Source organism: Pseudomonas sp. (genome assembly GCF_030147005.1).
Classification (GTDB): domain Bacteria; phylum Pseudomonadota; class Gammaproteobacteria; order Pseudomonadales; family Pseudomonadaceae; genus Aquipseudomonas.
Map to the genome: position 1 here is coordinate 14,063 of NZ_JASLAW010000048.1, position 21,709 is coordinate 35,771.

The window sequence follows — 21,709 nt, forward strand, 5'->3', positions numbered from 1 at the left end:
GTGTTGCGATAGCTATAGACCAATCACTGCTGTTCCGCCTGATACGCCTCAATCACTTCCTGCGCCGCCCGAAACGCATCGATCGCCGCCGGCACCCCCGCATATACCGCGCAATGCAGTAATGCTTCGCGAATCTCCTCGACGGTGCAGCCATTGTTCAACGCGCCGCGTACATGGCCCTTGAGTTCCTGCGGGCATTTGAGCGCGGTCAGGGCGGCGAGGGTAATCAGGCTGCGCGTCTTGAGCGGCAGGCCCTCGCGATTCCACACGCTGCCCCAGGCGTGTTCATTGACGAAGTCCTGCAGCGGCTGGCTGAACTCGGTGGCATTGCTCAGGGCGCGGTCGACGAATACATCGCCCATCACCTGACGACGCACTTCAATCCCTGGCTTCTTCTGACCGGTCATTGCGATTCCCTCTTGTGTTGGCGGTGCCAGGCGCGCAGCGACGTGAACAACAGCACCACCGCTAACGCCGGCAAGACGTAAAACAGCATTAATTGTTCAAGCTTGGCGGCCAGGGGCATGCCGGTTGTAAATGCCATCACATGCAGGCCGTACGCCAGGTACAGCGCCAGCAACACCAGGCCTTCGGCACGCGTGACGCGGTAGCCGGTATAAAACACCGGCAGGCATAACGTGATGGCGCCAAGCATGACCGGCAAGTCAAAGTCCAGGGCGTTGGGCGAGACCGACAGCGGCGACGGCGCCACCAAGGCGGTAAGGCCGAGCACGCCCAGCAGGTTGAACAGGTTGCTGCCGATCACATTGCCCACGGCAATCTCGCGCTCGCCACGCAAGGCGGCAATCAACGAAGTGGCCAGGCAGGGCAGCGAGGTGCCGACGCCGATCAGCGTCAGGCCAATGATGCGCTCCGACAAGCCCAGGTCGCTTGCCACCGCCACGGCCGCGCCCAGCAACAAGTGCCCGGCCAGCACCAGCACCAGCAAGCCGCCAAGCATCAACAGCACGCTGCTCAGCCAGGGCGCCTTGGTCACGGTGGCGAGGGTGCGTGGACGTCGGGAGTGGCGCGTCTGGTAGTGCAGCACGCCGAGGTAGGCCACCAACGCGACCAGCAGCACCAGGCCGTCGAACGGCGTCAGGGCCTCATTGGCCGCCAGGATGAACACCAGCAGGCCGGCGACGATCATGACCGGAATATCCAGGCGCACCAGTTGTCGCGACACCCGCAGCGGAATGATCAGCGCGGACAAGCCCAGGGTGACGAGGATATTGAAGATGCTGCTGCCGATCACGCTGCCCACGGCAATATCGGTGTTGCCGGCCAGGGTGGCTTGCACGCTGACGGCCATCTGTGGCGCGCTGCTGCCGAAGGCCACGATGCTCAGGCCGATGATCAGCGGTCGCACCTTCAGGCTGGCGGCCAGGCGCACCGCGGCCCGCACCAAAATTTCAGCGCCGACGATCAACAGCAGCAAGCCGCTGACCAGTTCAAGCAGGCTCCAGGGCGAAAGGGCGTTCAATCCAAAAATGCTCAAGGCTGCCTCGATCAGTTGTTCAGGGCTTGCACGCGAACCCGCGCGGTGCCGCTGCGAAGCATACGCAGTTGCTCGGCGGCCTTGCGTGAAAGGTCGATCAGGCGCCCACGGGTATGCGGGCCGCGATCATTGATACGCACCACGACAGAGCGGTCGTTGTCGAGATTGGTTACCTTGACCAGGGTGCCGAAGGGCAGGCGCCGATGGGCGGCGGTCAGGGCGTTCGGGGTGAAAGCTTCACCGCTGGCGGTTCTTTTGCCATGGTGTTTGGCGCCGTAATAGGAGGCGGTGCCGGTTTCGTCGTAACCGTTGGGGTCGATGAGGCCGCTGGCGCAACCGGTCAGCAGGGAGAACAGGGCCAGGAGGCCGAGCAGACGCTTCATTTCAGAGATGTTCCCTGTCGCGAATGTAGAGTGGGCTTGCTGTGGCGAGAGAACTTGCTCCTGCTGACTGCGCAACAGTCGCCCGCTTTTGGGGGCGCTTCGCACACCAGCGCAAGCAGGCTTGCTCGCCACAACGAGCCTTTTTCCACAGGGGGCCGAGTCGAGCATGAGATCCCGCCCGGCCCGCTCATCGCTGTCAGCCCTCGAGCTTGCTTTTCAGCAGTTCGTTGACTTGTTGCGGGTTGGCTTTGCCCTTGGACGCTTTCATCGCCTGGCCGACGAAGAAGCCGAACATCTTGCCGCGCTTGGCTTCGTCCGCCGCGCGGTATTGTTCGACCTGCTCGGCGTTCGCCGCGAGCATTTCATCGAGCACGGCCGAAATAGCGCCGCTGTCGGTGACTTGCTTGAGGCCACGTTTCTCGATGATTTCATCGGCGCTGCCTTCGCCGGCGGCCATCGCTTCGAACACGGTCTTGGCGATTTTGCCGGAGATGGTGTTGTCTTTGATGCGCAGCAGCATGCCGCCCAGTTGTTCGGCGCTCACCGGCGCTTCGTCGATCTCCAGGCCTTGCTTGTTCAACAGGCTGCCCAGTTCAACCATTACCCAGTTAGCCGCCAGCTTGGCGTCGCCGGCAATGCTCACGACCTTTTCGAAGTAGTTGGCTTGCTCCCGGCTGGAGGCCAATACGCTGGCATCGTAGACCGACAGGCCGAACTGCGCCTGGAAACGCTCGCGCTTTTGCTGCGGCAACTCCGGCAGGGTGGCGCGGATATCGCTGAGGAACGAATCCTCCAGTACCACCGGCAGCAGGTCCGGATCGGGGAAGTAACGGTAGTCGTTGGCTTCCTCCTTGCTGCGCATGGCGCGGGTTTCGTCTTTGTTCGGGTCGTACAGGCGGGTTTGCTGGATCACCTTGCCGCCGTCTTCGATCAGTTCGATCTGGCGACGTACCTCGCTGTTGATCGCCTTCTCGATGAAGCGGAACGAGTTGACGTTCTTGATCTCGCAGCGGGTGCCGTATTCGGCCTGGCCCTTGGGGCGGATCGACACGTTGCAGTCGCAACGCAGCGAGCCTTCGGCCATGTTGCCGTCGCAGATGCCCAGGTAGCGCACCAGCGCATGGATCGTCTTGACGTAAGCCACGGCTTCCTTGGCGCTGCGCATGTCCGGCTCGGACACGATTTCCAGCAGCGGCGTGCCGGCACGGTTCAGGTCGATGCCGGTGGCACCGGGGAATTCTTCGTGCAGGCTCTTGCCGGCGTCTTCTTCAAGGTGCGCACGGGTTACACCGACACGCTTGATGGTGCCGTCTTCCAGCGGAATGTCCAGATGGCCCTTGCCGACGATCGGCAGCTCCATCTGGCTGATCTGATAGCCCTTGGGCAAGTCCGGGTAGAAGTAGTTCTTGCGCGCGAACACGTTGTGCTGACCGATCTCGGCGTCAATCGCCAGGCCGAACATCACCGCCATGCGCACCGCTTCCTGGTTCAGCACCGGCAGCACGCCGGGCATGCCCAGGTCGACCAGGCTGGCCTGGGTGTTGGGCCCTGCGCCGAACGTGGTGGCGCTACCGGAGAAAATCTTCGATTGGGTGGCGAGCTGGGTATGAATCTCCAGCCCGATCACAACTTCCCATTGCATAGTGTTCTCCTCAGAAGCCGGTAGGGGTGCGAGTGTGCCAGTCGGTGTTCAACTGGTACTGGTGCGCCACATTGAGCAGGCGGCCTTCCTGGAAATAAGGGGCGAGCAATTGCACGCCGACCGGCAGCCCGTCGACGAAACCGGCGGGCATGGACAAGCCCGGCAAGCCCGCGAGGTTGGCGGTGATGGTGTAGAGGTCTTCCAGGTACTCGGCGATCGGGTCGCCGGTCTTGGCGCCGATCTTCCAGGCCGGGTTCGGCGTGGTTGGGCCGAGGATCACGTCGACTTCTTCAAAGGCTGCCATGAAGTCGTTCTTGATCAGGCGGCGGATCTTCTGCGCCTTGAGGTAGTACGCGTCGTAGTAGCCGGCCGACAGGGCGTAGGCACCGACCATGATGCGGCGTTGCACTTCGGCGCCGAAGCCTTCGCCACGGGAGCGCTTGTACAGGTCGGCAAGGTCTTTGGGGTTCTCGCAGCGATAGCCGAAGCGCACGCCGTCGAAACGCGACAGGTTGGAGGACGCTTCAGCCGGGGCGATCACATAGTAGGCGGGAATCGCGTGCTGGTTGTTCGGCAGGCTGATTTGCTTGATCACCGCGCCGAGCTTTTCCAGCTCCTTGATGCTGTTGTGCACCAAGTCGGCGATACGCGGGTCGAGACCGGCGCTGAAGTATTCCTTGGGTACGCCGATGCGCAGGCCCTTGAGCGACGTATTCAGGCCGGCGCTGTAGTCCGGCACCGGCTCATCGATGCTGGTGGAATCCTGTTTATCGAACCCGGCCATGCCTTGTAACAATATTGCGCAGTCTTCAGCCGTGCGTGCCAGAGGGCCGCCCTGATCGAGACTTGAGGCGTAGGCGATCATGCCCCAGCGGGAAACGCGACCGTAGGTCGGCTTCAAGCCCGTGAGGTTTGTGAACGCTGCCGGTTGGCGGATCGAGCCACCGGTGTCGGTGGCCGTGGCTGCGGGCAGGAAGCGTGCGGCCACGGCAGCGGCGGACCCACCGGACGAACCGCCGGGTACGTGATCCAGATTCCACGGGTTTTTCACGGCGCCGTAGTAGCTCGACTCGTTGGCCGAACCCATGGCGAATTCGTCCATGTTGGTCTTGCCCAGGGTCACGGCCCCGGCGGCGGCCAGCTTGGACACCACGGTGGCGTCGTAGGGCGCCTTGAAGTTGTCGAGCATCTTCGAGCCGCAGCTGGTGCGGATACCCTGGGTGCAGAACAGGTCTTTGTGGGCGATCGGGGCGCCCAGCAGCGCGCCGTCTTCACCATTGGCGCGACGCGCGTCGGCGGCCTTGGCCTGGCTCAGGGCCAGCTCCTGGGTGAGGCTGATGAAGCTGTTGACCTTGGGGTCCAGCTCGGCGATACGCGCCAGCAGGGTCTTGGTCAGTTCTTCGGAAGAAAACGTTTTGTCGGCGAGACCGCGGGCGATCTCGGCCAGAGTCATGTGATGCATGAAAGGCTCTTTCCCTTTAGTCGATGACTTTCGGAACCAGGTACAGGCCGTTTTCGACCGCTGGCGCGATGGACTGGTAGGCTTCGCGATTATTGCGCTCGGTCACGAAGTCTGCGCGCAGGCGCTGACTGGCTTCCAGCGGGTGAGCCAGGGGCTCGATGCCGTCGGTGTCGACAGCCTGCATTTGGTCAACCAGCCCGAGAATGCTGTTCAGGGCTGCGGTGGTCTGTGGAAGATCGGCGTCATTGAGGCCAAGCGAGGCCAGATGCGCGATTTTTTCCACGTCGGAGCGTTCAAGCGCCATGGGATTCTCCAGTGGAAAACAGAACGGAGGGCGTCCGTGTGTTAGATTGTCGGAACACTACCGCATTTCTACGGTCATAAGGCCGCGATTGTGGGGGTTGGTGCACAGAAAGTCGGCCAATTTAGCACATTGGCGCCTTGCCCAAAATCCCTGTCGTTGTTAGAGTTTGCCGCACTTTTTTACCCACGCGTTGCCTAGGGTCCCTTTCCCATGTTCAAGAAACTGCGTGGCATGTTTTCCAGCGATCTTTCCATTGACCTGGGCACTGCCAACACCCTTATTTACGTGCGCGAGCGCGGTATCGTTCTGAATGAGCCATCGGTTGTGGCCATTCGGACCCATGGTAATCAGAAAAGTGTCGTTGCCGTTGGCACCGAGGCCAAGCGCATGCTCGGCCGCACACCAGGCAATATTGCTGCCATTCGTCCGATGAAAGACGGCGTGATCGCTGACTTCAGTGTCTGCGAGAAGATGCTGCAGTACTTCATCAACAAAGTTCACGAAAACAGTTTCCTGCAGCCCAGCCCTCGTGTGCTGATCTGCGTTCCGTGCAAGTCCACCCAGGTGGAGCGTCGCGCCATCCGTGAATCGGCCCTTGGTGCCGGTGCCCGCGAAGTGTTCCTGATCGAAGAGCCGATGGCCGCCGCAATCGGCGCCGGCCTGCCGGTTGAAGAGGCCCGCGGTTCGATGGTGGTGGATATCGGTGGTGGTACTACCGAGATCGCCCTGATTTCCCTGAACGGTGTGGTGTATGCCGAATCCGTGCGTGTTGGCGGCGACCGCTTCGACGAAGCGATCATCACTTACGTGCGTCGTAACTACGGCAGCCTGATCGGCGAATCCACCGCCGAGCGCATCAAGCAGGAAATCGGCACCGCTTACCCGGGCGGCGAAGTTCGCGAAGTCGATGTTCGCGGTCGCAACCTGGCCGAAGGTGTGCCTCGTGCCTTCACCCTGAACTCCAATGAAGTGCTGGAAGCTCTGCAAGAGTCCCTGGCCACCATCGTTCAGGCTGTGAAGAGTGCCCTGGAGCAGTCGCCGCCGGAGTTGGCTTCCGATATCGCCGAGCGTGGCCTGGTACTGACCGGTGGTGGCGCCTTGCTGCGCGACCTCGACAAGTTGCTGGCTCAGGAAACCGGCCTGCCGGTGATCGTCGCCGAAGACCCGCTGACCTGCGTTGCCCGTGGCGGTGGTCGTGCACTGGAAATGATGGATAAACACACCATGGACCTGCTCTCCAGCGAATAAGATTGCCTGGATGGTTCATGCTTGGTCGGCAGGCAGCACTTTGCAGTGCTGCCTGTTGGCGTTTATCTTCTTCAATCTGCATCCAGGCCGGTTTGATGCCGTATGAATAAAGAGAACATTTGCCTGGGAGGAGCGGCCTATTAAACCGCTCTTCGCCAAAGGCCCCTCATTGGGCGTGCGCTTGTTGGTGCTGACCGTGCTTTCGGTCGCGCTGATGGTGGTCGATGCCCGTTTTGCGCTGCTCAAGCCTGTGCGTAGCCAGATGTCGCTGGTTTTGATGCAGACTTACTGGATCACCGACCTGCCGCAACGTCTCTACCAGGGCGTGGCCAGCCAATTCGGCAGCCGCACCGAACTGGTCGCCGAAAACGAAAAACTCAAGACCGAAAACCTGCTGTTGCAGGGCCGCATGCAAAAGCTCGCGGCTCTCACCGAGCAGAACGTCCGGCTGCGCGAGTTGCTTAACTCTTCGGCGTTGGTCAACGAAAAAGTCGAAGTGGCCGAATTGATCGGCATGGACCCCAACCCCTTTACCCATCGCATCATCATCAACAAGGGTGAGCGCGACGGTGTGGTTCTCGGCCAGCCGGTGCTCGATGCCCGCGGCCTGATGGGCCAGGTGGTTGAGTTGATGCCCTACACCTCGCGCGTGTTGCTGTTGACGGACACCACCCACAGCATCCCGGTGCAGGTCAATCGCAACGGCTTGCGCGCGATTGCCAGCGGCACTGGTAACCCGGAGCGCCTGGAGTTGCGGCACGTGGCCGACACCGCCGACATCAAGGAAGGCGACCTGCTGGTCAGCTCCGGCCTGGGTCAGCGCTTCCCGGCGGGCTACCCGGTGGCGACGGTCAAGGAGGTCATCCACGATTCCGGCCAGCCGTTTGCCATCGTGCGTGCCGTACCCACTGCCGCGCTGAACCGCAGCCGCTATTTACTGCTGGTGTTCAGCGACAACCGCACGCCGGAAGAGCGCGCCAATGACGCCGCGCAGGCCCAGGAAGCGGAAGACAAGCAGAACGGCACCGCCCCCGTCATTCCCGCGACAGTGCCGAAACCGGCTTTCGTGGGGCCACCAGCGCCTGCGACCGTACCCGCCACCGCGGCCCCTGTCGCCACACCGGCCAAGCCCGCCACGCACAGTGCACATGCGGCGAAACCGGCGGCGACCACCGCGCCTGCCGCGAGGCCAGCGGCAACCGCCCCGGCCACGACGCGCCAGAGGGAGGAATAATGGCCAATACTCATTCACGCAACGGCTGGCTGGTCTGGCTGACCTTTGCCATCGGCTTGTTGCTCAGCGTTTCACCGCTGCCGCAATTCATGGAAATCCTGCGCCCATTGTGGTTGGCGTTGCTGTTGGCGTTCTGGTCGCTGAACCTGCCGCACAAAGTGGGCATGGTCACGGCGATGTGCCTGGGCTTGGCGGAGGATGTGCTCTATGGCACCTTGCTGGGCCAGAATGCGTTGATCCTGACCCTGATCACCTTTTTGGTGCTGTCGTTGCAGCAGCGCTTGCGCATGTTTCCGATGTGGCAGCAGTGCCTTGTGATCCTGGTGATCTTCGGCCTGGCGCAGTTGGTTCAGCTATGGCTCAGCGCCTTGACCGGCAATCGCCAGCCTACCCTGGCCCTGGTGTTGCCGGCTCTGGTCAGTGCATTGCTGTGGCCTTGGGTCAGTTTTGGCCTGCGTGGGTTACGTCGTCGCTATAAAATCAATTGATGGATTGCGAGGCTCTGCCTGGTTATCGAACCCTACAGGGAGAGTCTGCAATGAATGTACTTTATCTGGCCTCGGGCTCCCCGCGGCGACGTGAGTTGTTGACCCAGATCGGTGTGCCTTTCACCGTTGTCAGCGCCGCCATCGACGAAACGCCTCTTACAAACGAAACCCCCACCGCCTATGTCGAGCGCCTGGCTCGAAGCAAGGCGGCGGCGGGTTTGGCTGCGCTTGAGCACACCTCAGACATCTGCGTATTGGGCGCCGACACGGCGGTTATCGTCGATGGCAAGATTCTTGGCAAACCGGTGGACCAGGCCGATGCTCTGGCCATGTTGATGGCCCTGGCGGGGCGTGAGCATGAAGTGCTCACTGCCATTGCGTTGACCGACGGCCAGCGCTGTGACACCCGTTGTGTCAGCAGCCGTGTAGGTTTTCGTGAAATCTCTGTCGAGGAGGCAACCGCTTACTGGCGCAGTGGCGAACCCCAGGACAAGGCCGGCGGCTATGCTATCCAAGGGCTTGGCTCGGTGTTCGTGACCGGGCTCAATGGCAGCTATTCCGCCGTGGTCGGCCTGCCCGTATGCGAAACCGCGCAACTGCTGGGCCAATTCGGCATACCCTGTTGGCAAAACCTTACTGCGCGCTGATCACCTTTGCTGTCGCGCCAAGCCATAAGCGATCGGTCACTATTGTGAAAACGCCTGAACGAGACCCAGCCATGAGTGAAGAGATTCTGATCAATATCACGCCGATGGAATCGCGCGTGGCGGTGGTAGAGAACGGTGTGCTGCAAGAAGTGCATGTCGAGCGCACCCAGAAGCGCGGGATCGTCGGCAATATCTATAAAGGCAAGGTGGTGCGCGTATTGCCGGGCATGCAGGCGGCGTTCGTCGACATCGGCCTGGACCGCGCCGCGTTTATCCACGCTTCGGAAATCTCCCTGCGCGAAGGCCCGGCGGTAGAAAGCATCAGCGCCCTGGTGCACGAAGGGCAGAGCCTGGTGGTGCAGGTCACCAAAGACCCTATCGGCTCCAAGGGCGCCCGGCTGACCACCCAATTGTCGATTCCTTCGCGTTACCTGGTGTATATGCCGCGTACCGCCCACGTCGGTATTTCCCTCAAGATCGAAGATGAAGCCGAGCGCGAGCGCCTGAAGAAGGTGGTCAGCGACTGTGTGGCCGCCGAGGGCATCAAGGAAGCCGGTGGTTTTATTTTGCGCACCGCCGCCGAAGGCGCGGGCGCCGATGAAATCTTGATGGATATCCGCTACCTGCGACGCCTGTGGGATCAGATCGCGGCGCAGATCCAGACCATTGGCGCGCCAAGCGTCATCTATGAAGACCTCGGCCTGGCGTTGCGTACCTTGCGCGATCTGGTCAGCCCGAAGATCGAAAAAATTCGCATCGATTCGCGTGAAACCTTCCAGCGCACCACCCAATTCGTTGCCGAGCTGATGCCGGAAATTGCCGACCGCCTCGAGCACTATCCGGGCGAGCGGCCAATCTTTGACCTGTATGGCGTCGAAGACGAAATCCAGAAAGCCCTGGAGCGAAAGGTCCCGCTCAAATCCGGTGGCTATCTGGTGGTGGACCCGGCGGAAGCCATGACCACCATCGACGTCAACACTGGCGCGTTCGTGGGCCATCGCAACCTTGAAGAGACCATTTTCAAGACCAACCTGGAGGCTGCCACTGCGATTGCGCGCCAACTGCGCCTGCGCAACCTGGGCGGCATCATCATCATCGACTTCATCGACATGGAAGATGGAGAGCACCAACGCCAGGTACTACGCACCCTCGAAAAACAGCTGGAGCGTGACCACGCCAAGACCAACATCATTGGCATCACCGAATTGGGCCTGGTGCAGATGACCCGCAAGCGCACCCGCGAAAGCCTTGAGCAAGTGCTGTGCGAACCCTGCAGCTGTTGCCAGGGGCGCGGTAAATTGAAGACCCCGGAAACGGTTTGCTACGAGATTTTCCGTGAAATTCTACGAGAGGCACGCGCCTACCAGGCCGAAGGTTATAGAGTGCTGGCCAACCAGAAAGTGGTCGATCGCCTGCTGGATGAAGAGTCGGGTAACGTCGCTGAACTTGAGGGTTTTATCGGTCGTACTATTCGTTTTCAGGTGGAAACCATGTACTCCCAGGAACAATACGACGTGGTGCTGCTCTGATCGCCATTCGTTTTTCTTTTTCGAGACCGACAGGCGCTGATCTGTCGTCTGCCTACTGCTTTGAGGGTCGCCTGACATGGAGCGTCTGATACGCTTTTTTGCCGCTTTGACCCGTTGGGGGCTGGGCCTCTGTGCGTTGCTGCTGGTATTGGCGGCGGTGTACGTGAGCCTGGGCCGTGAATTGACGCCACTGGTGGCCGAATACCGCGCCGAAGTCGAAGCCAAAGCCCAGGCTGCGGTGCAGATGCCGGTGCATATCGGTAGCCTCGAAGGCCGCTGGAGCGGGTTTGCGCCCATACTGCTGGCCCATGACGTAATGGTCGGCGAGGGCAGCAGCGCTTTGCGTCTGGACCAGGTCGAAGTAGTGCCCGACCTCTGGGCCAGCCTGATGGCCCGTGAAGTGCGCATCGCCCACCTGCAAGTCAGCGGCTTGCAGTTGAGCGTCAAGGAAGACAAGGACGGCCACTGGGCGTTGCAAGGCTTGCCGTTACAGGACGACCAGCCACTGGATCCGCAACAACTGCTGACCCGCATGCAAATGGTCCAGCGTGTGTCGGTGCTGGACAGCCAGGTGACTTTGCAACCGTTCGACCGGGCGCCGGTGACGGTGACGTATGTAGGCCTGAACCTGCACACCGGTATGAGCCGGCAACGTCTGGACGCGCGCATGACGTTACCCGACGGCCAGCCCCTCGCCTTGAGCCTGCGCAGCCGCATGCGCGCCAGCCAATGGAAAGATGCCGAGGTCGAGGCCTACCTGAGCCTTCCTCAAAGCGACTGGGCCAAGTGGATTCCGACCTCGCTGACCCAGCAATGGAAACTCACCCAGCTCAACGCCGGCGGTGAGTTATGGCTCAGTTGGGCCAATGGCACCGTGCAAAGCGCTGTGGTGCGCCTTGATTCACCGCAAGTGAAGGGCAGCTACGCCGAGCGCAAGCCGGTGCATATCGAAAATCTGGCCCTGACCGCTTATGTGCAACGCAGCGACAGTGGCCTCAAGGTGCTGTTTGATTCGCTGGCGATGAACATCGGGGAAACCCGCTGGGAATCGCGCATGCAACTGCAGCAAAACCTGGCGACCGATAAAGATCAGGAAGTGTGGAAACTTCAGGCCGATCGGCTCGACCTGACCCCCATCACGCCCTTGCTCAATGCCCTGGCACCGCTGCCGGAAGGTGTCGCCAAGACCGTCGAGCATCTGAAAGCCACCGGCCTGTTGCGCAATGTGCTCGTGGACTTCCGCCCCCAGGACACCACCGATCAAAAAGTCAGTTTCGCCGCCAACCTTGAGCGTGTCGGTTTTGACGCGTACTTCGGCGCACCGGCCGCGCGTAACGTGTCCGGCAGCATCAGCGGCGACCTGGGCCATGGTGAGTTGCGCATGGACAGCAAGGACTTTTCCCTGCATCTGTCTCCGATCTTCGCCAAGCCATGGCAGTACATCCAGGCCAACGCGCGCTTGACCTGGACGCTGGACAAGCAGGGTTTCACCCTGGTCGCGCCGTATATCAAAGTGCTGGGGGAGGAAGGCAACGTCGCTGCGGACTTCCTGATTCGCCTGCATTTCGACCATAGCCAGGAGGACTACATGGACCTACGGGTCGGTATGGTCGATGGCGATGGGCGTTTTACCTCCAAATATTTACCGACGGTGTTGAGCCCGGCGCTGGATGAATGGTTGCGCACGGCGATTCTCAAAGGCGCAGTAGACGAAGGGTTTTTCCAGTATCAGGGTTCCTTGAGCCACAACGCGCCGCCTGCCTCGCGCAATATCAGCCTGTTCTTCAAAGTGCATGATGCCGAGCTGGCCTTCCAGCCGGGTTGGCCCCATGTGAGCAAGGTCAATGGTGAGGTATTCGTCGAGGAGAGTGGCGTGCGCATCCTGGCCAGCAAGGGCCAATTGCTCGATACCCAGGTCAAGGACATCTACGTCAATATCCCCCACGCGCCGGCCGGCAAAGACAGCCATCTGCTGCTCACGGGTGGATTCTCCGGTGGTTTGGGCGACGGCTTGAAAATCCTCCAGGAAGCCCCTATCGGCACCGCCTCCACCTTTGCGGGCTGGAAGGGCGAAGGCAACCTGCAAGGCAGTCTGGACCTGGACGTGCCTCTGGCCAAAGACACCGAGCCCAAGATCGTGGTCAACTTCAAGACCGACAAAGCGCGCCTGCAGTTGGCCGAGCCTACCCTGGACCTGACCCAGCTCAAAGGTGACTTCCGTTTCGACAGCGCCAAAGGCCTGAGCGGCCAGAATATTTCAGCCCAGGCGTTCGACCGCCCGATCACCGCGCAGATTTTTGCCGAGGGTGCTCCCGGCAAAATCAGCACCCGTGTTGCCGCCAAAGGGCAGGTTGCGGTCAAGCGGCTCACGGACTGGTTGAAAATCAGCCAGCCGCTGCCGGTATCCGGCGATATTCCGTACCAGTTGCAAGTCATTCTGGACGGCGCGGACAGTCAGTTGATGGTCAACTCCGACCTCAAGGGTGTCGCGGTGGATTTACCGGCGCCGTTTGGCATGCCGGCGAGCCAGGGCCGTGACAGCACGTTCCGCATGACCCTGCAGGGCGCAGAGCGCCGTTACTGGTTTGATTATGGCGAGCTGGCGAATTTCACCTTCGCGGCGCCGCCGGATAACTTCAATGATGGCCGCGGCGAATTGTTCCTCGGCGATGGCGATGCGGTGTTGCCCGGCGCCAAAGGCCTGCGGGTTCGCGGGGTGCTCTCCGAGCTGGATATCGACCCGTGGAAAAAACTCGCGAGCCGTTACGCGGGCAACGATCCGGGCGGCAATGCCAAGCAACTGCTCAGTGGTGCCGATTTCAAGGTAGGCAAGTTGACCGGCTTTGGTACTCAGTTCGACCAGGTCAAACTGCAACTGGATCGCAAGCCCGTGGCCTGGGGACTGCAGTTCGACAGTCGACAAGCCAAGGGCACGGTGAATCTGCCGGACGCCAAGGGCGCACCAATCGCAGTCAACCTGCAATACGTGAAGCTGCCTGCGGTCGACCCGACCGTACAGGCGGACGAGAATGCGCCGGACCCGTTGGCCGATATCGATCCCAAGGATATTCCGGCATTGGATATCGGCATCGACCAACTGTTCCAGGGTCCGGACCTGGTGGGCGCGTGGTCGCTGAAAATTCGGCCGACCGCCAAGGGCTTGGCCTTCAACAACCTGAATCTGGGCCTCAAAGGCCTGCAGCTCAACGGTGCAGGTGGTTGGGAAGGCGCTCCGGGGGCCAGCAGCAGTTGGTACAAGGGGCGACTGGACGGCAAGAATATTGCCGATGTCCTCAAAGGCTGGGGCTTTGCGCCCACGGTGACCAGCGAAGACTTCCATCTGGACGTGGATGGCCGATGGCCGGGTTCGCCCGCCTGGGTCGGGCCCAAGCGCTTCTCCGGTAGCCTGGACGCCGCATTTCGTAAAGGCCAACTCGTGGAGGTGGAAGGTGGCGCCCAGGCATTGCGGGTATTCGGCCTGCTTAACTTCAACTCCATCGGCCGTCGTTTGCGCCTGGACTTTTCCGACTTGCTCGGCAAGGGCTTGAGCTATGACCGGATCAAGGGCCTGCTGGCGGCCAGCGATGGTGTTTTCGTGACCCGTGAGCCCATCACCATGACCGGGCCGTCGACCAATCTTGAATTGAACGGCACCCTGGACCTGGTGGCGGATCGCGTCGACGCCAAGTTGCTGGTGACCCTGCCGGTCACTAACAACCTGCCCATCGCAGCGTTGATCGTCGGCGCACCGGCCATTGGTGGCGCGTTGTTCCTGATCGACAAGTTGATCGGTGACCGGGTATCGCGCTTCGCCAGTGTGCAGTACAGCGTGCAAGGCCCATGGAAGGAACCGAAAATCACCTTTGACAAGCCATTTGAAAAGCCAAACTGAGAGGCTGTGGAGTAGCATGGCCGCATGCCCTTTACGGAGTGTCGGCCGATGTCCTTCGCGGTAATTCAAATGGTCAGCCAAAGTGATGTGCTGACCAACCTGGCCCAGGCACGCCGCTTGCTGGAACGAGCGGCGGCGGATGGCGCCAGGCTTGCGGTACTGCCGGAAAACTTTGCCGCCATGGGCCGCCGTGACATGGCCAATATCGGTCGCGCCGAGGCAATGGGTGAAGGTCCGATCCTGCCATGGTTGAAACAGACCGCCCGCGACCTCACCTTATGGATAGTGGCCGGTACCGTGCCGTTACCCCCAAAGGACCAACCCGACGCCAAGCCCAACGCCTGTTCGCTGCTGATCGACGACCGGGGCGAAATCGTCGCTCGTTACGACAAGCTGCACTTGTTCGATGTGGATGTGGCGGATGCCCGGGGTCGTTATCGCGAATCCGACGACTATGCTTTCGGAAGCCACGTGGTGGTGGCGGATACGCCCGTGGGGCGCTTGGGGCTGACGGTGTGTTACGACCTGCGTTTCCCCGAGTTGTACAGTGAGTTGCGTGCGGCGGGGGCTGAGTTGATCAGCGCGCCGTCGGCGTTCACGGCGGTGACCGGGACTGCGCATTGGGATGTGCTGATTCGTGCACGGGCCATCGAAACCCAGTGTTACCTGCTGGCGGCCGCCCAGGGCGGTGTGCACCCGGGGCCACGGGAAACCCATGGACATGCGGCGATTATCGACCCCTGGGGGCGTGTGTTGGCCCGGCAGGATCAAGGCGAAGCGGTGTTGGTGGCCGAACGCGACAGCAGTGAACAGGCGTCGATACGGACGCGCATGCCGGTGGTCAATCACCGGCGCTTTTTCTCGCAGGGCGCACAGCGACCTGCTTCAGAACGATGAATTTAAGGCCAAACCTATGAGCGAGTTGTTGTCCTCAGTCAGTGAACATCTCCTGGCACCCGGTGGCGTGACCATCGAAAATCTGCAAACCGTGCTGGGCGATCTGGCCGGGCCCGGGATCGATGCAGCCGACCTGTATTTCCAGGGGCAGATTTCCGAGTCCTGGGCGTTGGAAGACGGCATCGTCAAGGAAGGCAGTTTCAACCTTGACCAAGGGGTAGGCGTTCGCGCGCAATCCGGCGAAAAAACCGGTTTTGCCTATAGCAACGCAATTACGCTGGAAGCCCTTGGGCTGGCGGCGCGTGCGGCGCGCTCGATTTCCCGCGCGGGCCAAAACGGCACGGTGCAGGCGTTCAGCACGCAGGACGTGGCTCAGTTGTACGCGCCGGACAATCCGCTGGAAGTGATCAGCCGCGCGGAAAAGGTCGAGCTGCTCAAGCGTGTTGACGCGGCTACTCGCGCCCTGGACCCGCGTATCCAACAGGTCACCGTGAGCATGGCCGGCGTGTGGGAGCGCATCCTCGTGGCGTCTACCGACGGCGGGCTGGCGGCGGATGTGCGGCCGCTGGTGCGCTTTAACGTGAGTGTGATTGTCGAGCAGAACGGTCGCCGCGAGCGCGGTGGCCATGGCGGTGGCGGGCGAACCGACTACCGTTATTTCCTCGCTGAAGACCGCGCCATGGGTTACGCCCGTGAAGCGCTGCGCCAGGCACTGGTCAACCTGGAAGCGATTCCGGCGCCGGCTGGGACCTTGCCGGTGGTGCTGGGCTCGGGTTGGTCCGGTGTGTTGCTGCATGAAGCCGTAGGCCATGGGCTGGAGGGCGACTTCAACCGCAAGGGCAGTTCCGCCTACAGCGGGCGCATGGGCGAGATGGTCGCGTCCAAGCTGTGCACTATTGTCGATGACGGCACCTTGGCCGGTCGCCGTGGTTCGTTAAGCGTGGATGACGAGGGGACGCCGACGGAGTGCACTACCTTGATCGAAAACGGCGTGCTCAAGGGCTATATGCAAGACAAGCTCAACGCCCGCCTGATGGGCGTTGCGCGCACCGGCAACGGTCGCCGCGAATCCTATGCCCACTTGCCGATGCCGCGTATGACCAACACCTATATGCTCGGTGGCGAAAGCGATCCGGCAGAAATCATTGCTTCCGTGAAACGCGGCATCTACTGCGCCAACCTCGGCGGCGGGCAGGTGGATATCACCAGCGGCAAGTTCGTGTTCTCCACCAGCGAGGCGTACTTGATCGAAGACGGCAAGATTACTGCGCCGGTCAAGGGAGCGACGTTGATTGGCAACGGGCCGGAGGCGATGAGCAAGGTGTCGATGGTCGGTAATGACCTGTCGCTGGACAGCGGCGTGGGCACATGCGGGAAGGATGGGCAGTCGGTACCGGTGGGCGTGGGCCAGCCAACCTTGAAAATCGATGCGATCACCGTGGGTGGCACGGGGTCGTAAGCCCGTAAGCTTCGGGTGGCGAAGGCCGCCACCCGGGGAAGAGGATCAGCGCAGGCCGCGTTGAGTCTCGTCCAGCTCACGGATGTATTTGAAGATTTTACGGCTGGTGGCCGGCGCCTTGTTATGCGCCATTTCGTGTTGGGCCTGACGGATCAGGGAGCGCAATTGCTGGCGGTCCGCTTCCGGATAGTCCAAGACGAATTTTTCCAGCACGGCGTCATCGCCCGAGATCAGGCGGTCACGCCAGCGCTCCAGGTTATGGAAGCGTTCGTTGTACTGGCGAGTGGAGGCATCGGTTTGATCGAGCAAGGCCAGAATGGCGTCAGTATCCTGATCGCGCATCAGCTTGCCGATAAACATGATGTGCCGTTTACGCGCGATATTCGCGGTGTGCTTAGGCGCATCGGCCAAGGCCCGACGCATTTCGTCGGTCAGTGGCAGTTTTGCAATCAAGTCTTTTTTGAGCGTTGTAAGACGCTCGCCAAGGTCAACCAGAGCATGCAGCTCGCGTTTGACCTGGGTTTTGCTTTTCTCCCCATCGAGGGAGTCGTCGTAAGAATCAACCATGGTGGCAGTCCGCAAAGAAACGCCGCCATGATAACCAGTCGGGGGCCGCTTGTCCGGCCCGGTCGCTCGATGGCCTTAACCGAAAGCAGAATTTGAGTGGAGAAAACCATGAGTGCAGCCCAAAGCGTCGGTCCGCAAGCGTTACCGGCCCTGCAGGAACAAGTCGAGCAGATCCTTGCCGAGGCCAAGCGCCAGGGGGCCAGCGCCTGTGAAGTAGCAGTATCGCTGGAGCAGGGGCTGTCGACTTCAGTGCGTCAGCGGGAAGTCGAGACCGTAGAATTCAATCGAGACCAAGGGTTTGGCATTACCTTGTATGTGGGCCAGCGCAAAGGCTCGGCCAGTACATCGGCCAGTGGCCCGGAGGCGATTCGCGAGACCGTCGCCGCTGCTTTGGCAATCGCCAAGCACACTTCTGAGGATGAAAGCTCAGGCTTGGCCGACAAAGCGTTGATGGCCAAGGATCTGCAGGATTTCGATCTGTTCCACGCTTGGGACATCACGCCCGAGCAAGCCATCGAGCAGGCGCTGACCTGCGAAGCGGCGGCGTTCGACGCCGATGCCCGCATCAAGAATGCCGACGGCACCACGCTGAGTACCCACCAGGGCTGCCGTGTTTACGGCAACAGCCACGGTTTTATCGGTGGCTATGCGTCCACCCGTCACAGCCTGAGTTGCGTCATGATCGCCGAAGCCAATGGCCAGATGCAGCGCGATTACTGGTATGACGTAAACCGTCAAGGCGACTTGCTGGCAGACCCGGTAAGCATCGGGCAACGTGCTGCGCAGCGTGCGGCCAGTCGTTTGGGCGCCCGTCCGGTGCCCACGTGCGAAGTGCCGGTATTGTTTTCCGCCGAATTGGCCGGTGGGCTGTTCGGCAGTTTTCTCGGCGCGATTTCCGGCGGCAACCTCTATCGCAAGTCTTCATTCCTGGAAGGCGCGATCGGTCAGAAACTGTTCCCCGAGTGGCTGACCATCGATGAGCGCCCGCACCTCATGCGCGCCATGGGCAGCTCTTCGTTCGACGGCGATGGCCTTGCCACGTACGCCAAGCCGTTCGTCGAGAAGGGCGAGTTGGTGTCCTATGTGTTGGGCACCTACGCTGGGCGCAAGCTTGGCCTGCCAAGCACCGCCAACTCCGGCGGCGTTCACAACCTGTTCGTGACCCATGGCGATGAAGATCAGGCGGCGCTTTTGCGTCGCATGGGGCGCGGCCTGCTGGTGACCGAATTGATGGGGCACGGCCTTAACATGGTGACGGGTGACTATTCCCGCGGCGCGGCGGGGTTCTGGGTGGAAAACGGTGAGATTCAGTTCGCCGTCCAGGAAGTGACTATTGCTGGCAACATGCGCGACATGTTCAAGCAGATCGTTGCCGTGGGTAACGACCTCGAGCTGCGCAGTAATATCCGCACGGGCTCCGTGTTGATCGAACGGATGACGGTCGCAGGTAGCTAACCGCCATCGTTTCACCAAAAAAGGCGCGCCATATCGATGATGGCGCGCCTTTTTTGTGGCTCTGTAAGACAGGATTAACTTGGCGATCTTGTTTTGATTCTTAATATCATTTAATAATGAATATCATTACTGGATGAGTGTGGATCATGAGTTCTGTCTTGCATGAGGACCCGTACCTGGAGAGTTGGCGGTGGATGAGTCGTCAGATCCGCTGCGGGCTCGATCCCAATGAGCCTCGCCTGATCGAACATTACCTTAATGAAGGACGGTACCTGGCGTGTTGCACCGCGACCCACCCGTGGACGATCGCCGAAACCTCATTTCGCCTGCTCATCGACACCGCCAACGATATCGCGCTGCCCTGGCATTGGCGTTCCCTGTGTCTGGACCAGACCTGGCGCCCACTGCGCGACCTCGAAAAACTTTCCCACTGCGCCTGTCGCCTCAAGCGCTGGCAGGCCTTTGCTTGGCAATTGGCGACCTGCCAGTTGCTGCCATCAATCTCTCACTCCGACCTGGTGCAAGGATCTAACGATGAGTAACACCCGTATCGAACGCGACAGCATGGGCGAGCTGCAAGTCCCCGCCGAGGCCTTGTACGGCGCGCAAACCCAGCGTGCGGTCAACAACTTTCCTATCAGCCATCAGCGCATGCCGGCGCAATTCATTCGTGCGCTCATCCTGGCCAAAGCGGCTGCGGCCAGGGCCAACGTCGACCTCAAGCAAATCAGCGAAGGGCAGGGCAAAGCCATTGTCGATGCGGCCCAAGGTTTGTTGGAAGGCGACTACATGCAGCATTTTCCGGTGGATATTTTCCAAACCGGTTCCGGTACCAGTTCCAACATGAACGCCAACGAAGTGATTGCGACCCTGGCCAGCCGCTTGCTCGGCGAGGCGGTAAACCCCACCGACCACGTCAACTGTGGGCAAAGCAGCAACGACATCATCCCGACCACCATTCATGTCAGCGCCGCGCTGGTGCTGCATGAGCAAACACTGCCGGCCTTGCTGCACCTGGTGCAGGTGATCGAGCAAAAGGCCGAAGCGGTTCACCCTTTTATCAAGACCGGTCGCACCCACTTGATGGATGCCATGCCGGTGCGCATGAGCCAGGTACTCAATGGTTGGGCGCAACAGCTCAAGGCCAATATCGGCCACTTGCAAGACCTGTTGCCGGCGCTGCAGGCGCTGGCCCAGGGTGGCACGGCGGTAGGCACCGGCATCAACGCCCACCCTGAGTTTGCCGCACGCTTCAGCCAGCACTTGAGCCACCTGACCCAGGTGAAGTACACGCCGGGCAAGGATCTGTTTGCGTTGATTGGCTCGCAGGACACCGCCGTCGCCGTCTCCGGCCAGTTGAAAGCGACCGCTGTATCACTGATGAAAATTGCCAATGACCTGCGCTGGATGAACTCCGGCCCGCTGGCCGGCCTTGGCGAAATCGAGCTGGAAGGTCTGCAACCGGGTTCTTCGATCATGCCGGGCAAGGTCAATCCGGTGATCCCTGAAGCCGCGGCCATGGTGGCAGCGCAGGTCATCGGTAACGACACGGTGATTACCATTGCCGGCCAATCGGGCAACTTTGAGCTGAACGTAATGCTGCCGATCATCGCCCAGAACTTGCTCAGTAGCCTGACGTTGCTGGCCAACGCCAGCCGTTTGCTGGCGGACAAGGCCATTGCCAGCTTCAAGGTCAACGAAGCGAAGCTTAAGGAGGCGTTGTCCCGCAACCCGATTCTGGTCACCGCCCTTAATCCGATCATTGGTTACCAGAAAGCCGCTGAAATCGCCAAGCAGGCTTATCAGCAGGGTCGTCCGGTCATTGATGTCGCCCTTGAACACACCGACTTGCCCCGCAGCCAACTGGAGGTCCTGCTGGACCCGGAAAAGCTCACGGCCGGCGGCGTATAAATCACCGACCCTGCTTTGGAGGCTCACCATGGAGCACTGGAAACGCACGATCGAACGGGCCAATCGCTGCTTTATGGCGGGCGAGCTGGTAGACGCCCGCGAGGCCTACTTGCAGGCTTTGGCCCTGGCCCAAGTGTTGTTCGAACGCTGGTCGGACGCCGACGAAGCAGTGGCAGCTTGCGTCATTTCCCATCACAACCTGGCAGACCTGCACCTGCGCCTCAACCAGCCAGAAGAGAGCGCGGAATACCTCTGCGCCATTCACCAGCGGCTGCTGCAGACCATGCAGGACCCGCGCTTGAACCCGCAGCTGCGCGAAGCGGCGTTGCGCCAGAGCAGCAAGACCTATATCGAACTGTTGAATTTCATCAGCGATCATGGCGAATACCCGCGCACTCATCGCTTGCTGGGCGATGCCGCAATGCAACCGACTACCTCTCACTACGGAGCACATTGATATGACCTACACCCTGCCGGCTTTGCCTTATGCCTACGATGCGCTTGAACCCCATATCGATGCGCAAACCATGGAAATTCACTACACCAAGCACCACCAGACTTACATCAATAATCTCAATGCTGCGGTCGAGGGCACTGAGTACGCAGGCTGGTCGGTGGAAAAGCTTGTGGCCAGCGTACAAAAATTACCGGAGCAATTACGCGCTGCTGTGGTCAATCAAGGAGGCGGGCATGCCAACCACTCGCTGTTCTGGGCGGTCATGTCGCCCACTGGTGGCGGAAAACCCGAAGGCGTTCTGGGCGAGGCTATCGACGAACAATTGGGTGGTTTCGACAGCTTCAAGGAGGCCTTTACCAAAGCGGCGTTGACCCGTTTCGGCAGCGGTTGGGCGTGGTTGAGTGTCACCCCGCAAAAGACTTTAGTGGTGGAAAGCAGCGGCAACCAAGACAGCCCATTGATGAGCGGCAACACGCCGATCCTCGGTCTGGATGTCTGGGAACATGCCTATTACCTGCGGTATCAAAACCGGCGACCGGAGTACATCAATGCATTTTACAGCGTCATTAACTGGCCGGAGGTTGCCGCTCGCTACCAAGCTGCTTTGGCCTGAAATTCACTCTATAACAAGATCTA

General features: G+C 60.7%; 20 protein-coding genes. 13 read left to right on the forward strand and 7 right to left on the reverse strand.

What is annotated here, in order from left to right; translation table 11 throughout:
* Positions 1-23 precede the first annotated feature (23 nt).
* The 6 genes from Q1V60_RS04155 to gatC form a co-directional block, all read right to left on the reverse strand.
* Positions 24-407, reverse strand: a complete 384-nt coding sequence (locus tag Q1V60_RS04155) for a carboxymuconolactone decarboxylase family protein (RefSeq protein ID WP_300627654.1) — start codon at positions 405-407, stop codon at positions 24-26.
* A complete protein-coding gene (locus Q1V60_RS04160) occupies positions 404-1,450 on the reverse strand; it encodes a calcium/sodium antiporter (RefSeq protein ID WP_300627737.1) in 1,047 nt (348 codons plus the stop codon). Before Q1V60_RS04160 ends, Q1V60_RS04155 begins: the two co-directional genes overlap by 4 nt.
* A gap of 59 nt (positions 1,451-1,509) precedes the next feature.
* Positions 1,510-1,881 (reverse strand): septal ring lytic transglycosylase RlpA family protein, encoded by a 372-nt coding sequence (locus tag Q1V60_RS04165; protein WP_300627656.1) that lies wholly within the window; start codon positions 1,879-1,881, stop codon positions 1,510-1,512.
* Positions 1,882-2,077: 196 nt separating this feature from the next.
* Entirely contained in the window at positions 2,078-3,523 is a 1,446-nt protein-coding gene (gatB, locus tag Q1V60_RS04170) for an Asp-tRNA(Asn)/Glu-tRNA(Gln) amidotransferase subunit GatB (protein WP_300627658.1), read from the reverse strand.
* 10 nt (positions 3,524-3,533) lie between these two features.
* Positions 3,534-4,985, reverse strand: coding sequence for an Asp-tRNA(Asn)/Glu-tRNA(Gln) amidotransferase subunit GatA (gene gatA / locus Q1V60_RS04175; RefSeq protein ID WP_300627660.1), 1,452 nt, complete (start codon positions 4,983-4,985; stop codon positions 3,534-3,536).
* A gap of 16 nt (positions 4,986-5,001) precedes the next feature.
* On the reverse strand, positions 5,002-5,289 hold the full coding sequence (gene gatC, locus Q1V60_RS04180) for an Asp-tRNA(Asn)/Glu-tRNA(Gln) amidotransferase subunit GatC (protein WP_300627662.1): 288 nt from the start codon (positions 5,287-5,289) through the stop codon (positions 5,002-5,004).
* Between the two features lie 210 nt (positions 5,290-5,499).
* Between gatC and mreB the strand changes: the two genes are divergently transcribed.
* The 8 genes from mreB (at position 5,500) to tldD (ending at position 16,683) form a co-directional block, all read left to right on the forward strand.
* Positions 5,500-6,537 carry a rod shape-determining protein MreB gene (mreB, locus tag Q1V60_RS04185; RefSeq protein WP_002555108.1) on the forward strand — a complete coding sequence of 346 codons (1,038 nt, stop codon included), beginning with the start codon at positions 5,500-5,502 and terminating at the stop codon, positions 6,535-6,537.
* A gap of 139 nt (positions 6,538-6,676) precedes the next feature.
* Complete coding sequence (mreC, locus tag Q1V60_RS04190; protein WP_300627739.1) at positions 6,677-7,771, forward strand: rod shape-determining protein MreC; 1,095 nt, start codon at positions 6,677-6,679, stop codon at positions 7,769-7,771.
* Complete coding sequence (gene mreD, locus Q1V60_RS04195) at positions 7,771-8,259, forward strand: rod shape-determining protein MreD (protein WP_300627665.1); 489 nt, start codon at positions 7,771-7,773, stop codon at positions 8,257-8,259. Before mreC ends, mreD begins: the two co-directional genes overlap by 1 nt.
* 50 nt (positions 8,260-8,309) lie before the next feature.
* Positions 8,310-8,906 (forward strand): Maf family protein, encoded by a 597-nt coding sequence (locus tag Q1V60_RS04200; protein ID WP_300627666.1) that lies wholly within the window; start codon positions 8,310-8,312, stop codon positions 8,904-8,906.
* Between the two features lie 71 nt (positions 8,907-8,977).
* A complete protein-coding gene (gene rng, locus Q1V60_RS04205) occupies positions 8,978-10,435 on the forward strand; it encodes a ribonuclease G (protein WP_300627668.1) in 1,458 nt (485 codons plus the stop codon).
* A gap of 76 nt (positions 10,436-10,511) precedes the next feature.
* Entirely contained in the window at positions 10,512-14,327 is a 3,816-nt protein-coding gene (locus Q1V60_RS04210; protein WP_300627669.1) for a YhdP family protein, read from the forward strand.
* Between the two features lie 48 nt (positions 14,328-14,375).
* Positions 14,376-15,224 (forward strand): carbon-nitrogen hydrolase family protein, encoded by an 849-nt coding sequence (locus Q1V60_RS04215; protein ID WP_300627671.1) that lies wholly within the window; start codon positions 14,376-14,378, stop codon positions 15,222-15,224.
* Positions 15,225-15,240: 16 nt separating this feature from the next.
* Positions 15,241-16,683, forward strand: coding sequence for a metalloprotease TldD (gene tldD / locus Q1V60_RS04220; protein ID WP_065892647.1), 1,443 nt, complete (start codon positions 15,241-15,243; stop codon positions 16,681-16,683).
* A 45-nt stretch (positions 16,684-16,728) separates the two neighbouring features.
* Here tldD and yjgA read toward each other — a convergent pair whose 3' ends face one another.
* On the reverse strand, positions 16,729-17,250 hold the full coding sequence (yjgA, locus tag Q1V60_RS04225) for a ribosome biogenesis factor YjgA (protein WP_300627675.1): 522 nt from the start codon (positions 17,248-17,250) through the stop codon (positions 16,729-16,731).
* Between the two features lie 108 nt (positions 17,251-17,358).
* Between yjgA and pmbA the strand changes: the two genes are divergently transcribed.
* From pmbA to Q1V60_RS04250, 5 genes are all read left to right on the forward strand, one after another.
* Positions 17,359-18,705, forward strand: coding sequence for a metalloprotease PmbA (pmbA, locus tag Q1V60_RS04230; protein WP_300627677.1), 1,347 nt, complete (start codon positions 17,359-17,361; stop codon positions 18,703-18,705).
* Between the two features lie 146 nt (positions 18,706-18,851).
* Positions 18,852-19,247 carry a FagA protein gene (locus tag Q1V60_RS04235; protein WP_300627679.1) on the forward strand — a complete coding sequence of 132 codons (396 nt, stop codon included), beginning with the start codon at positions 18,852-18,854 and terminating at the stop codon, positions 19,245-19,247.
* Complete coding sequence (locus tag Q1V60_RS04240) at positions 19,240-20,616, forward strand: class II fumarate hydratase (protein WP_300627681.1); 1,377 nt, start codon at positions 19,240-19,242, stop codon at positions 20,614-20,616. The genes Q1V60_RS04235 and Q1V60_RS04240 overlap by 8 nt, the downstream gene beginning before the upstream one ends.
* Before the next feature lie 28 nt (positions 20,617-20,644).
* Positions 20,645-21,073, forward strand: a complete 429-nt coding sequence (locus tag Q1V60_RS04245) for a hypothetical protein (RefSeq protein WP_300627682.1) — start codon at positions 20,645-20,647, stop codon at positions 21,071-21,073.
* A 1-nt stretch (position 21,074) separates the two neighbouring features.
* A complete protein-coding gene (locus Q1V60_RS04250) occupies positions 21,075-21,686 on the forward strand; it encodes a superoxide dismutase (RefSeq protein WP_300627684.1) in 612 nt (203 codons plus the stop codon).
* Positions 21,687-21,709: the final 23 nt, after the last annotated feature.

Excerpts from the sequence above, each read along its gene's own strand:
- Q1V60_RS04155 (WP_300627654.1), bottom strand. The coding sequence starts at position 407 with ATGACCGGTCAGAAGAAGCCAGGGATTGAAGTGCGTCGTCAGGTGATG.
- Q1V60_RS04165 (WP_300627656.1), bottom strand. The coding sequence starts at position 1,881 with ATGAAGCGTCTGCTCGGCCTCCTGGCCCTGTTCTCCCTGCTGACCGGT.
- gatB (WP_300627658.1), bottom strand. The coding sequence starts at position 3,523 with ATGCAATGGGAAGTTGTGATCGGGCTGGAGATTCATACCCAGCTCGCC.
- gatA (WP_300627660.1), bottom strand. The coding sequence starts at position 4,985 with ATGCATCACATGACTCTGGCCGAGATCGCCCGCGGTCTCGCCGACAAA.
- gatC (WP_300627662.1), bottom strand. The coding sequence starts at position 5,289 with ATGGCGCTTGAACGCTCCGACGTGGAAAAAATCGCGCATCTGGCCTCG.
- mreB (WP_002555108.1), top strand. The coding sequence starts at position 5,500 with ATGTTCAAGAAACTGCGTGGCATGTTTTCCAGCGATCTTTCCATTGAC.
- mreD (WP_300627665.1), top strand. The coding sequence starts at position 7,771 with ATGGCCAATACTCATTCACGCAACGGCTGGCTGGTCTGGCTGACCTTT.
- Q1V60_RS04200 (WP_300627666.1), top strand. The coding sequence starts at position 8,310 with ATGAATGTACTTTATCTGGCCTCGGGCTCCCCGCGGCGACGTGAGTTG.
- rng (WP_300627668.1), top strand. The coding sequence starts at position 8,978 with ATGAGTGAAGAGATTCTGATCAATATCACGCCGATGGAATCGCGCGTG.
- Q1V60_RS04210 (WP_300627669.1), top strand. The coding sequence starts at position 10,512 with ATGGAGCGTCTGATACGCTTTTTTGCCGCTTTGACCCGTTGGGGGCTG.
- Q1V60_RS04215 (WP_300627671.1), top strand. The coding sequence starts at position 14,376 with ATGTCCTTCGCGGTAATTCAAATGGTCAGCCAAAGTGATGTGCTGACC.
- tldD (WP_065892647.1), top strand. The coding sequence starts at position 15,241 with ATGAGCGAGTTGTTGTCCTCAGTCAGTGAACATCTCCTGGCACCCGGT.
- yjgA (WP_300627675.1), bottom strand. The coding sequence starts at position 17,250 with ATGGTTGATTCTTACGACGACTCCCTCGATGGGGAGAAAAGCAAAACC.
- pmbA (WP_300627677.1), top strand. The coding sequence starts at position 17,359 with ATGAGTGCAGCCCAAAGCGTCGGTCCGCAAGCGTTACCGGCCCTGCAG.
- Q1V60_RS04235 (WP_300627679.1), top strand. The coding sequence starts at position 18,852 with ATGAGTTCTGTCTTGCATGAGGACCCGTACCTGGAGAGTTGGCGGTGG.
- Q1V60_RS04240 (WP_300627681.1), top strand. The coding sequence starts at position 19,240 with ATGAGTAACACCCGTATCGAACGCGACAGCATGGGCGAGCTGCAAGTC.
- Q1V60_RS04245 (WP_300627682.1), top strand. The coding sequence starts at position 20,645 with ATGGAGCACTGGAAACGCACGATCGAACGGGCCAATCGCTGCTTTATG.
- Q1V60_RS04250 (WP_300627684.1), top strand. The coding sequence starts at position 21,075 with ATGACCTACACCCTGCCGGCTTTGCCTTATGCCTACGATGCGCTTGAA.